Genomic DNA, 11611 nt, shown 5'->3' with positions numbered 1-11611 from the left:
GTCAGACCTTTCTTGTTTCGTCGCGTGCCTGGACGATGGCGTCGACGATGTTCGGATACGCGGCGCAGCGGCAAAGATTGCCGCTCATATATTCGCGAATGCTGTCCTGCGATCCGGCATGGCCCTCGTTGACGCAGCCTATCGCCGACATGATCTGGCCGGGCGTGCAGTACCCGCACTGGAAGGCATCGTGGTCGATGAAGGCCTGCTGCATTGGATGCAGACCACCATCCTTCGATGCGAGGCCTTCGATCGTAGTAATCTCGCGGCCCTGAGCCATGACTGCGAACGTCAGGCATGACAGCACCCGCTTGCCGTCGACGAGCACGGTGCACGCGCCGCACTGGCCGTGATCGCAGCCCTTCTTGGTGCCGGTCAGGCCAATGTGGTCGCGTAGCGCGTCGAGCAGACTCGTACGATTGTCGAGCGCCAGATTGTAGGCCTGCCTGTTGATGCGCATCGACACTGCCGACAGCTCTCTCGGCTCGGCGGATCTGGCAGGCGACGGCTCGGCAGCCTCCGTCGATTTGGCCAGGAGCGGTGCTGCCGCTGCCGCCGACACGGTGCCGGTCATGAACATCCGTCGGCTAAGGCCTGAATGATTTTTGGCATCGGACATGGCTTGCTCCCGGCTGGCTGATCTTTGGGTCGAACCATTCGCCGGGAGCAAAGTTCCCTCCATCACGTGTCTGTGATCGGCAGGCCGATGCAATTCGGAACTCCATGCGCCGGACGCCGGTTGTGCTCCCGGGGATCAAATCGAAGGAGGCGATCATGAGCGAGGATCGGCAAAACGATGATCGACGAGACGATGGGCCGGTGTTCTCAGCGGAACAGGCGCGGCAAGGTGAGATCATCCTGCGAACGCGCCCGGGTCGGATCATCTTCATCGCGGGGCTGGTCGGCATCGTGATCCTGGCGATCGTAGCCAGTTTCGAAACCGGCTGGCTCGGTCTCTGGAACCGTCACCGACGCCAGCTTCAGCTTCTTTGGGTTTGCCGCATATGCCTGATGATCGAACTGCCGTTCCTGTTCATTCCCATTTCCATCCCCGCCCCTGTCGGGCTGGCGCCGCAGCAGACCAATCACGCGTCGGCCCTAATCAACGTTGCCTTGGCGGCAGAATAGGTGTGTCGCTGTCAAATGCCATGATTGCCCAAAACGCGCAGCTGCATAAGTCACACCTTTTCTGCTCTGAAAGGCTGCGTGGCATCCGAGCGACATTCAATCCGCAGGAATCCCTAGCGCCGGGCACTCCGCGAACTATGAACCGTCGGCGACTTGGGTTGTGTTGGCCCGAGCCACAAGCCGCGCTTCCCTGAGGATCGACGCCCGATCATAACCGACCAAAGCAACGATTTCACGGATCTGCTGTTCTGAGGCTCCGGATTCACGAACGAGAACGGCTATGGCTTGCTCGCTCAAACCTGGTTGTCCTGATTGCTGCATTATCACCCGGCCTCCGTCTGGGGCAGGAGTGCGATGGTCGCTCCTAAGCGTCAGCGCCCATTAAGTTGCTGGCGATCGGAGTATTGTACGCTTTCGTACAAAGCTTGGCCAACCGCGCTGGAAGCAGGGCGGCACTTTCCTGGAGGAGACGCCCAGGGCGAGCGCTGATCGGCTTCTTGCAATTGCAATCGCCAATTCAATTGCGGCCTGGCATTAGGCAATGATCGTTTCCTGGGTCTGGCCATCTCCAACGGTCGGCTTGGCCGAGTTCAGCGTGAAGGGAACGGACGTAGGCAAGCAATTTCGCCTCCGTCTCGTGCGGATTGGCTTGAAAGGCCTGCAGGATTTTCAACGTCAGGCGCTCGGGAACTTGTCTGTCGCCCTTCAGCTTGCACTGAATGCCGACATGATGTGCCGGACCACCATTGCGTACACCAAACAGATCGACACCATTTTGCCGCTGGCCGCGCCTGCCGTTCCTCTGGACGTTGGGATCGCCGATCAAGCCTCGCCATAGCACGACAGAGGCACGCTCGAACGACTGCTCATCAGCGGGTTTCGGAATTTGGGTAACGGCCAGGACATGATGTGGCTCACACCATATCGTCGTCATCGAGCGAAGTCGCTTCCACCGCGAGCGGGATGTCACCAGCCAACAACTTCTCCTTCGAGAGCAGTCCCGCGTCCTCGAGCGCCTCGAAGTCCGGCAGGTCGCGCAGCGTGTCGAGCCCGAACTCCAGCAGGAATTCTTTTGTCGTCACGTAGGTGTAGGGCGCACCCGGGGCAGGGCTACGCGGACCCGAAGCTATCAGGCCGGCACCGCGCAGATGACCAATAAAATCGCGACTGATCTCCTTGCCGAAGAAAGACGACAACTCGGCGCGGGTGATCGGCTGGAAATAGGCGATGCACATCAGCACCAGCACGTCCGACTGCGTCAGCTCGGCCGCCTTCTCATCGCTGCCGACCGCGGCGCGGATGGCGTCGGCATAGGCCGGCCGCGTCAGATGCTTCCAGCCGCCGGCGACGGCGACAAGGTCGTAGGGCCGGCCGCGCAGTTCCTCGCGGATGTCGTCAATCAAGAGATCGATGCTGCAGCCTTTCCCGACGATGCGGGCGAGCGTTTCGCGCGTCACCGGTTCGCTGGCCGCAAAAATCGTTGCCTCGACGCGATGCATCCATTCGCGCCAGCGCGCCTCCGGCGGCAGGTGATCCAGTTCCCGGTTAAACAGCTGGTCAGCTGATCGACGGTCATCTGACCGGCTCCCCGTTCGCCTGTGCGCTGCCTCCGCCATTATCGTCACAACCCGTAGATGCGGAACGTCGGCCGGCCCGACAGTTCACGCACGGCGCCAAGCTCGACCAGCCGATCGAACAGCCGACGCAGCCCGCGGTCGCTCATACCGCCGAACTTCTCGGACGCGACAATCGCATCGTCGGACAACAGTCTTTCGACGACAAGATCCGACGCCCGAGCACGCAACTTCGGCGCCACCGCGAGCAAGCGCTCCGAGCGGCGCTCGAGCTCGGCGGACAGATCGATGGCACGCAACGCGGCGCGCGCCTGCGCGGCAAGCAGGCCTTTCGCACGCTCAGGACCTGTCTCAATGCTTGTCGCCAGAGAGCCGGCTGCCGATCGACGCGAGCGAGCGCTTGTGCCCAAGGCTGCTTTTGAACCCAACAGCGGCACCGCATGTGCCCAGCCCAGCCGCTGTGCGAGCAGCGCATCGGCGAGCCAGGTTCCAAGGGCGCGCCCCAAACCGTGGCGCTCGGCGATCGCGATGGCGCCGGTCACTATTCTCATCGTCCCGTCGCCGGCGGCCAGTTGCTGAAGGTCCTCCACGAGATCGCTGACCACCTCGTCGTCATGGGCAAACCCGAACTCTTCCAGCACGGCGACGAGGGTTTTCTTCGTCAGCAGATCCTCCGCGGGCCGGGCAGCCAGCCGGCGCCAGGCGAGCAGCATCGATCCGGCGGGGCCGACGGACAAAAAATCGCTCGGCCGTGTGAGCAGCACGGCGTCGCGCAGCGCATTTTCATCTTCGACGCGGCCCGCCTGCTTGGCCGTTACCGCGGCGGCCGAAAGCGCCAGACGCTGCCGCCAGGCCCCGGCCCACCGCTCCTGCCGGCGCACGACCGCATCGAGCGCGCCAATGGCGGCGCCTGCGACGAGCGCGATGTCCTCAACATTCTTTCCCGCAAGGCTTTGCGCATCGGGAACCGCCCGACGCAGCCAAGCAGGCACGGCGGCTTTCGATGCAGCGACGCTGGCTTCACCAGTCGGCGTACCGTGGTAGCGCAGGGACAGTTCGGGTCGAAGAATCATCCACACAGGATGAATCGTGGCGGCGCTTTTAACAACCGGATTTGCACATAACCGCCGCACTTGTCGCACATGCCAAACGAACGATAATGTTGCATTATCGTTCGTTATTGCGCTACTAAGGACAAATGGCCGTTTTCGTCGAGCAAGAGGCCCAAAATTCCCGCCCAGCGACCCTCTGGACCGTCCCTCAGCGCAACGGTCTTTCCTGGAACGGCAACGATAGCGCTGGTGCATCCACTGACGCTTTTAAGCCTGCGGGCGCAAACCTGGCGCTGCCCGGTAGAAGATCACCCGCACCGAGGGAACAAGCTGGCTGAGGTAATCGAAATCACCAACATTGCCGGTCAGGACCGTCGCTCCGAGCATACCGGCCTGGTGAAAGATAAGCGCATCGTTGAGGAAGCGGCGTTCATGCCCCTCCCCTTTTGGCAGATGACTCAGCCGGAACAACAGGCCGGCCAGCATGCCGGCGCGTCCCCAAGCGGTGGCGTCGGGTGCATGCAGCCGGTGCGCCGGAATATCCTCGATCGTATCCGCAACGGCTCCCAGGACCGACTTCGTCGTCGGGTGCGCCGGGTCGAGCCGGCCGAACACGTGGCTGAGCTCGGCAAGGCAGACGGCCGAGTGGTGACAGAGCCGATACGTCAGAAGGTTATCGACCGCTTCGGGCGTACGTCCCTGCAGGACATCCAGATAGACGCTGGCGTCGAGGAGCAATACGCCGCCGACAGGCGGCTGGTCACCTGCCCAGGACAGGGCGGAATCTGGTCGCCGTTCCAGCCCAGCGCTCCGCCGCTGTGGTTTTAGGGACCGCAGTGCGCCGCCTAGATCAAATGCCAAGATCGATGTCCGCGGAGATGCTGCCCTTGCGGCCGACGAGCCGGGCGCCAAAATCATCCTCGAGGGCCAGCCGCGACAAGGCGAGCTCAAGCAGTTCGGTGTCGGAGGTCACATGGGCGCGCTTCTTTGCCGCCTCGATCAATTCCGATGGCACCCTGCCCGAAAGGCGTGTGTTCTTGGCCGCGCCAAGCAGGCCGACCGCCCTCGCCTGCTCAAGCACGAGGCGGTTGCGGTTGTGGGCGATCCGCTCCTCGATTGCGGCTGCCGCTGCGCCACGGATGGTCATCCGAGATTCTCCTACTGTTGAACGGAATATAATGAATGTTGAACATGAAAGCAAGGAGACCACCCTCTGAGAGGCCATCACTGGATATGGACCCGACCCGACGCAAATCTCGCGGCTATTCCGTCACGCTGCGGCGATGGACAATTCCGCGCTTTGGCCGCACCTTGGCGCCCAAGAATCGCAGTGCTGCGACATTAAAATGGACGAGACTTCATGGGCAATGCCTGTAATTTGATGGTGTCCACCGACGCAATCGACGCCGATGACCTGCCGGACATTGTCGACGTCGTCATGGAGATGGGGCGGCCGGATGAAGGCCCCTCCCCTCCCCCGCCGGTCCTTGACCCGCGACGGACATCGTTGCCTACACATCTCGAAAAGCTCGCCGACCGTGCGCGCGATTATGTCGAGGCAGCCAGTTCGGCGAACACCCGTCGCGCCTACGCAGCCGACTGGAAGCATTTTTGCGCCTGGTGCCGGCGCCAGTCGTTCGATCCGCTGCCGCCAGATCCACAAGTTGTCGGCTTCTACATCACCGCCCAGGCCTCGGGATCGGAAAGGGACAAAAAAAGGTCGGTGGCGACGATCGAGCGCCGCCTGTCATCCCTGACCTGGAACTACACGCAGCGCGGCCAATCGCTTGACCGGAAGGACCGTCATATCGCCACCGTGCTCGCCGGCATCCGCAACACGCACGCCGCCCCGCCCCGTCAGAAGGAGGCCGTGCTGCGCGACGATCTTGTCGCCATGCTGGAGACCCTCGACCGCGGCACGCTGCGTGGCATGCGTGACCGCGCCATGCTGCTTTTGGGCTTCGCAGGCGGCTTGCGCCGCTCCGAAATCGTCGGCCTCGATCTTGCCCGCGATCAAACCGAGGATGGCCGCGGCTGGATCGAGGTGCTCGACAAAGGTGTTCTTGTGACACTGCGCGGCAAGACCGGCTGGCGCGAGGTCGAGATCGGCCGCGGTTCGTCCGACGCCACTTGCCCGGTTGTCGCGCTCGAGACCTGGCTGAGGTTTGCCCGCATCGCGCATGGCCCCTTGTTCCGCCGTGTTACTGGTCAGGGTAAAACGGTCGGCGTCGATCGGCTCAACGATCAGGAGGTTGCCAGGTTGGTCAAGCGCACCGCCTTGGCCGCCGGCGTGCGCGGCGATCTCTCCGAGGGAGAGCGGGGACAGAAGTTTTCCGGACATTCACTGCGCGCCGGCCTCGCTTCCTCTGCCGAGGTTGATGAGCGCTACGTGCAAAAGCAGCTCGGCCATGCCTCGGCTGAAATGACTCGCCGATATCAGCGCAGACGCGATCGTTTCCGTGTCAATCTCACCAAAGCATCAGGCCTGTAGGGCGAAAGACTCCCCTGCCCTTCGGAGCCGAGCGTGCGTTATCGCCAGGATAGCTGGTCCTTCGGCAACCGGCCGCTCGGGTCGAATACAGTTACCTTGTGCGGCAGATCCGGACCCCAGTCCCAAAGGACCAGGTTGCGATCCTCCATCTCGGCGCTCGGCGCAAAGCTCGGAACCACAATGCCGGCAATATTTCGAGGCCGCAGCCGGTCGTAGATAAACCAGGACGCCGGGCGCTCTCCGTCGCTAAGAGCCGTCGCCCAGGCGCAGGCCATCTCTTGGAGCGTCACAGAAAACTCTGCCCTCCCCTCTTCCGTTGTCAGATCCGCGATGTCGTCACAATCGATCTCATAGGAGCAAAGCACGCACGGATCGATCCGCTGCGCGAAGCCCTGATTGGCTTCCTTGATCGCCGTCATAAGGGTCAACGCGAGATAGAGCGCCGGCACACCTTTGGGATTGAATCGCGCACCTCTGATCGCCGCTCCTTCACCGGAAGTCGGCTTGAATGCCCAGCGTGGATCGTGTGCCCGGTAGCAGGTTCTGACGAACCTCACGCAAACCCGCCAACGGCCATGTGATCGAGATAATCACGGACCGCAGCGGCCCTGCCGTCCTTCACCAGCGCCTCAGCGGTGCGTCCCCCAAAAGCTGGAAGCGGCTGAGCCCGATACCAAGCCATCGCCTGCTCCTTGCCACCCGCCCAATCCGTAACGCGGCTGATGATCTCGAGCATTTCCCGCAGACGCCCCTGTGTCTTTACCGCAGCGCTGCGCTCTGACCGATAAAGGGTCTCGCGCGCAAGACCGGCGGTCTGGGCCAACTGGCCCTTGGACATGCCAAAACCGTCCGCGACCTGCTCGATCGCAATCTTCCCGTTCCGGTCCATATAGGACAAGATGAGAGGTCCATTCTGCTCGGGGATCTTGAGTGCGTGGGCCACAGAATCCATCCTACCATATTGAGAGTCATATTTCTTGTGCAAAAGATATGGCAGTTCTGGGCAACTTTCAAGCTCGGCACCGAACCAATTCGAAGTGCCGCCTAGCACGTACGCGGATTGAGCCGACCGTGCGCGCGACTGTGTCGAGGCAGCAAGTTCGGCAAACACCCGTCGCGCCGATGCCGCCGACTGGGAGGATTTTTGCGCCTGCTGCCGGCGTCAGTCGTTTGATCCGCAGCCGCCAGACCCACAAATCGGCGGCCTCTACATCACGGCCCAGGCCTGGGGATCGGCAGAGGGGCAACAAGTCGGTGTCGACCATCGAGCGCCGCCTGTCGTAGCTGACCCTGGAGCTTTACGCATCGCGGTCAACCGCTCGACCCAAAGGACCGGCATATCGCCACCGCGCTCGCCGGCATCGGCAACAAACAGCCTCCCCCGTCAAAGGGAAGCCCTCCTCCTCGACGATCTTTTCGCCATGCTGGGAAACGCTCGACCGCGGCACACTGCGCGGTCTGCGCGAACCGTGCCATGCGCCTTTTGGGCTTAGTCGGTGGCTTGCGCCGATCCGAAATCGTCGGCCTGGTATTGCGCGTGATCAAACCGAGGACGGTCGCGGCTGGATTGAATTCTTTCCAGACATGGGCGTGCTGTTAGGTTGCGGGGCAAGACCGGCTAGCGCGAGGTCGAAATTGGTCGCGGCTCGTCCGACAGCTGCCCGGTTGTCGCCCTGGCAGACCTGGCTGAAGCTGGCCCGTATAGCGCATGGCTCCCTCTTCCGCTTCGTCACCGGTCAGGGCAAGGCGGTGGGAGTTGAGCGGCTGAACGATCAGGAGGTGGCGCGGCTGGTCAAACGCGCCGCCTTGGCCGCCGGCGAGCGTGGGGGTCTTTCCCGAGGCGAGCGCGGCCAAAGGTTTTCTGGCCATTCGCTGCGCGCGTCCTCGGCCGAGGTCACGAGCGCTATGTGCAAAAAGCAGCTGCCACGCCAGTGCCGAGATGACACGCAAGTATCAGCGACGGCGTGACCGGTTTCGAGTTCTAACTATGGCGTCAGGATTTGTGGGGTGCGGTACGCCCACAGCCGCAGGTGACTCGGGATGCGGCAATGCGCCCGAGAACCACATTCCCCAAAGTTGATGAGTCCAGGGTCTCTTGGTGTCGTGCATCCCTCCAACTTGAAGACCTGTTCCCAGCTGGGAACTTAAAGTACGGGTGGTGAGTGCGAGACGAAGAGTTATGCGAGAAGTTTGCATTCTCGATGCGTCCTCGGGATCCTTCGCCAACAGCTGGACTAGACCCAGAGGTAGGCCGCCTGGCGACCGCTGCAACCTCCTGCTTGCCTCATCGACTGCGCACTGGAGGGGGGAGCGCGTGACAGGACGCCCACGTGTCAAGCGGTGGCTGATTGCTGTCAACTCGCGTGGGCTGCCTAAGACGAATCCTAGTCGTTGAGCTGCCATTCTCGAGAACCACTTGGCGCGGAATGCCTTGTTGCAGGGAAGGGGGCCGTGGGGCGTCTAACTTGCCAGCCTGGTAGGCGCGATTACCGAAGCGACATCGGAAGGGTCGTGACCTGGCTGCATCACAAACACATCCGATCGTCTCCGACGCGAAGGATGTGATACCTCCCTAGGGACTGCGCGAGTAACCGTGCCTGCCGTCACCAAGGGGAATTTCGACGCCGCACCAATGTGGGGCGTCTCTCCAGGCGCCGAAAGCTGCCCGCGCCTTTGTAGGTCGCTTGCCGCCGCACGCGGAAGCTAGAGCCAACCGGCACACCGACGTCGACTATCCACCAGAACAAAGCGTCAACGGACTCGCCCGTGCGCCCATGCTGCGTGACCACCTTCATAGCTATATTTTTCAACACCTGATGCGCAATTTTGACGGAATAGTGGAGCCAGCGATAGCGAAAGTTCCCATCTGGGAACTGCCTTATGTCCATTTGCTCGACTTCTCCGAATCGGGCATAACCCCAGTAACGGAGAAACCGCGTAATTCGAAAAGTTGGCGTAGTTGGCGTGGCGTTAACAGCTTGTTAACCACAGTCGCTATCAATAGGCGCTGGGTGCAAGAGGAGAATCTGGGTGACGCGGCATCTAAGCAGCCTTCAGTTCATGAATACCTTCTCGACGAAACTCGAGAAGGCACTCAACAATCTTTCGCTGGCTCAGTATCCTCCTGACGCGGTTCGCTCGATGCGCAAATTCACTTCGACTGAAGTGGCAGCATTGCTGGGAGTGACCGAAGCTTACATACGACAGGTCTCCTTAAAAGGGCAGGGACCCGAGCCAGAGACAACGGCCACCGGAAAGCGCCTATATTCTGTGGAGCAGGTACTGGACCTGCGGATGCACCTGGCGGAAAAGGCACGGAAGAAATGGATCAATCCTCGTCGTGTTAAAGGCGAGGATTGCCAGATCATCGCGATCACGAACTTCAAAGGCGGATCGTCCAAGACAGCGACCACTATTCACTTGGGTCATTGGTTGGCACTACGAGGATATCGCGTTCTCGCAGTCGATATGGATCCCCAAGCGTCGTTAACAAGTCTGCAAGGAGCGTTACCGGGATTTGACTACCGAGAAGGTGACACCCTTTACTCGGCGATTCGGTTTGATGATCCGGTGCCAACGGAAAAGATCATTCATCAGACGCATATCATCGGATTCGATGTCATCTGCGCCGGTCTTGAGCTGACAGAATTCGAAACGGCCGTTACCCTTGAAATGCGCAAGAGCGGAGGAACCAGTTTCCTGCTTCGAGTGTCACAGGCCCTCGAACAGATCGTCGACAGCTACGATATCGTTCTTCTCGACTGTGCGCCGTCACTCAATTTCCTGACGCTTTCGTCACTCACTGCCGCTACCGGTGTCCTAATCCCAGTTCCAGCGCATATGCTCGATGTCGACTCCACAGGGAAGTTTTTGGAGCTGGCCGCATCTTATATGCAAATCCTGGATGAGGCTGGTGCAGGCGCACGTTGGGATTTCGCCAAATTCCTCATCACAAAGTTTGAGGCCAACGACCACCCGCAAGCCAACATGCAGGCCCTAATGCGCCAAGTGTTTGGCGAGGATTTACTTCTGAATTCGGTCTCCAAATCCACTGCGGTTGCGGACGCTCTTACGTGGAAGCAGAGCCTCTATGAAGTGCAACGATCGAGGTTCTCGGCACCTAAAACTTATGATCGTGCAATCGAATCGATCAACGCCGCGAACGCGGAAATAGAAAGCCTCATCACAATGGCATGGAGGCGTGAACAGTGAGCCGTAAAGATTCTAAGGGCATGTTTGCTGCTGTTTTGGGGCAACTCGGGGAAGAGAATACGGAGGAGGGCGTTAGCCGCCGCACGTCGTCGCCGCACCTGATGAAGGTGGCGGCTGGTGTTCGCCAAATGCAAGAGCGTAGCGATATCGCCGACAAGTTACTGAAGTCAGGCGAACAGATCATTGAACTCGATCCCGACAAAATACGGCCGTCATCTATCACCGATCGATATGATGACGCCTACGAAATTTCCGCCATTGCTGAGATCACAGAATCCATGCGGGAGCGCGGTCAAATTGTGCCTGGATTGGTTCGGCCAGTACAAGGCAAGGATGGCGAGTTTCAAATCGTCTATGGTCGCAGACGACTTGCCGCAGCTAAGCAGCTTGGGATCGGATTCAAAGCGGCCGTCCGCGAGTTAACTGATGAACAAGCAGTCATTTTCCAAGGCGAAGAAAACACCGCTCGAGAGGACCTTTCATACATTGAAAAGTGCGCTTTTGCGCTTGCACAGCAGGAAGCGGGGTATAAACGGGACACCATCTGCGCTTCGTTGTCGACAGGAAAATCGCATGTCTCCGAGATGATCAAAATCGCCTCCTCGGTCGACAAGGAGATACTGCAATCGATTGGTAAAGCTCCCGGGATTGGTCGAGGACGATGGCAAGAATTCTCGAACCGCTATTCAGTCGACGGCTCACTCGCAAAAGCCTTTATTCGCAAAAACAAATTTCGTGAGGCAACGTCCGACGAGAGATTCATTATTCTGCTTGAGACGCTACCATTGGATCATAATGCGATCAAAGAACCTGCGGGTCCGGCCAAGCCATCAAAGCCCAAGATTGCTCTGAAATCCTGGGCTGCTCCAGACAAAACAGTCAGCGTCAGCCTCAAAGACAACGGAAAAACTACCATGATTGCGGTGGGAGAGGCTGAAGGATCGCGTTTCGCAGCGTTTATCGCCGGACAACTGGACGACCTGTTTGAGGCCTTTCGGAAGTCCACCATGAAACAAGGAGTCTGAAACCGCAAAAGAAAAAGGCCCCCAAACGGCAAGCCGTGGAAGCCTCTCTCTGAACTAAGCACTCTGAGAATCGCATCTCCACGAATCACTGTCAAGAGTCATTGGCGTCGTTTTGGCGAGCGGATTTCT

12 protein-coding genes and 1 pseudogene are annotated in these 11611 nt (G+C 60.1%); 6 read left to right on the top strand and 7 right to left on the bottom strand.

Annotated elements, in window-relative coordinates:
• Position 1 precedes the first annotated feature (1 nt).
• A complete protein-coding gene (locus H0241_RS30120) occupies positions 2–619 on the bottom strand; it encodes a (2Fe-2S)-binding protein (protein WP_181061402.1) in 618 nt (205 codons plus the stop codon).
• Between the two features lie 155 nt (positions 620–774).
• Between H0241_RS30120 and H0241_RS35870 the strand changes: the two genes are divergently transcribed.
• Positions 775–1128 carry a hypothetical protein gene (locus H0241_RS35870; RefSeq protein ID WP_235984554.1) on the top strand — a complete coding sequence of 118 codons (354 nt, stop codon included), beginning with the start codon at positions 775–777 and terminating at the stop codon, positions 1126–1128.
• A gap of 541 nt (positions 1129–1669) precedes the next feature.
• Positions 1670–1966, top strand: coding sequence for a hypothetical protein (locus H0241_RS30110; RefSeq protein ID WP_181061401.1), 297 nt, complete (start codon positions 1670–1672; stop codon positions 1964–1966).
• 76 nt (positions 1967–2042) lie between these two features.
• On the opposite strand, the gene scpB is transcribed toward H0241_RS30110, so the two are convergent.
• The 4 genes from scpB to H0241_RS30090 all read right to left on the bottom strand — a co-directional run bounded on the left by scpB (position 2043) and on the right by H0241_RS30090 (position 4901).
• Positions 2043–2744: an SMC-Scp complex subunit ScpB gene (gene scpB / locus H0241_RS30105; protein WP_181061400.1), complete on the bottom strand. Its 702-nt coding sequence runs from the start codon at positions 2742–2744 to the stop codon at positions 2043–2045.
• A gap of 5 nt (positions 2745–2749) precedes the next feature.
• Positions 2750–3775 carry a DUF1403 family protein gene (locus H0241_RS30100; protein WP_181061429.1) on the bottom strand — a complete coding sequence of 342 codons (1026 nt, stop codon included), beginning with the start codon at positions 3773–3775 and terminating at the stop codon, positions 2750–2752.
• Between the two features lie 246 nt (positions 3776–4021).
• Positions 4022–4615 (bottom strand): type II toxin-antitoxin system VapC family toxin, encoded by a 594-nt coding sequence (locus tag H0241_RS30095; protein ID WP_181061399.1) that lies wholly within the window; start codon positions 4613–4615, stop codon positions 4022–4024.
• Positions 4605–4901, bottom strand: coding sequence for a hypothetical protein (locus tag H0241_RS30090; protein WP_181061398.1), 297 nt, complete (start codon positions 4899–4901; stop codon positions 4605–4607). The genes H0241_RS30095 and H0241_RS30090 overlap by 11 nt, the downstream gene beginning before the upstream one ends.
• Positions 4902–5114: 213 nt before the next feature.
• On the opposite strand from H0241_RS30090, the gene H0241_RS30085 reads away from it, so the two are divergent.
• A complete protein-coding gene (locus tag H0241_RS30085) occupies positions 5115–6245 on the top strand; it encodes a site-specific integrase (protein ID WP_181061397.1) in 1131 nt (376 codons plus the stop codon).
• Positions 6246–6283: 38 nt separating this feature from the next.
• Here H0241_RS30085 and H0241_RS30080 read toward each other — a convergent pair whose 3' ends face one another.
• The gene (locus H0241_RS30080; RefSeq protein ID WP_181061396.1) at positions 6284–6802 is read right to left on the bottom strand and encodes an RES family NAD+ phosphorylase; all 519 of its coding nucleotides are present in this window, start codon (positions 6800–6802) and stop codon (positions 6284–6286) included.
• Positions 6799–7188 (bottom strand): antitoxin Xre/MbcA/ParS toxin-binding domain-containing protein, encoded by a 390-nt coding sequence (locus tag H0241_RS30075; protein WP_407941787.1) that lies wholly within the window; start codon positions 7186–7188, stop codon positions 6799–6801. The genes H0241_RS30080 and H0241_RS30075 overlap by 4 nt, the downstream gene beginning before the upstream one ends.
• A 121-nt stretch (positions 7189–7309) precedes the next feature.
• On the opposite strand from H0241_RS30075, the pseudogene H0241_RS30070 reads away from it, so the two are divergent.
• The 3 genes and pseudogenes from H0241_RS30070 to repB all read left to right on the top strand — a co-directional run.
• Positions 7310–8244, top strand: a pseudogene (locus H0241_RS30070) (tyrosine-type recombinase/integrase); the annotation flags it as partial.
• A gap of 1031 nt (positions 8245–9275) precedes the next feature.
• Entirely contained in the window at positions 9276–10457 is a 1182-nt protein-coding gene (gene repA / locus H0241_RS30065; RefSeq protein WP_181061395.1) for a plasmid partitioning protein RepA, read from the top strand.
• Entirely contained in the window at positions 10454–11482 is a 1029-nt protein-coding gene (repB, locus tag H0241_RS30060; protein ID WP_181061394.1) for a plasmid partitioning protein RepB, read from the top strand. Before repA ends, repB begins: the two co-directional genes overlap by 4 nt.
• Positions 11483–11611: the final 129 nt, after the last annotated feature.

This window comes from Mesorhizobium neociceri, assembly GCF_013520985.1.
GTDB classification, from domain to species: domain Bacteria; phylum Pseudomonadota; class Alphaproteobacteria; order Rhizobiales; family Rhizobiaceae; genus Mesorhizobium; species Mesorhizobium neociceri.
Note: the sequence above shows the minus strand (reverse complement) of the source record. Positions and strands in the feature narration are given on the sequence as shown.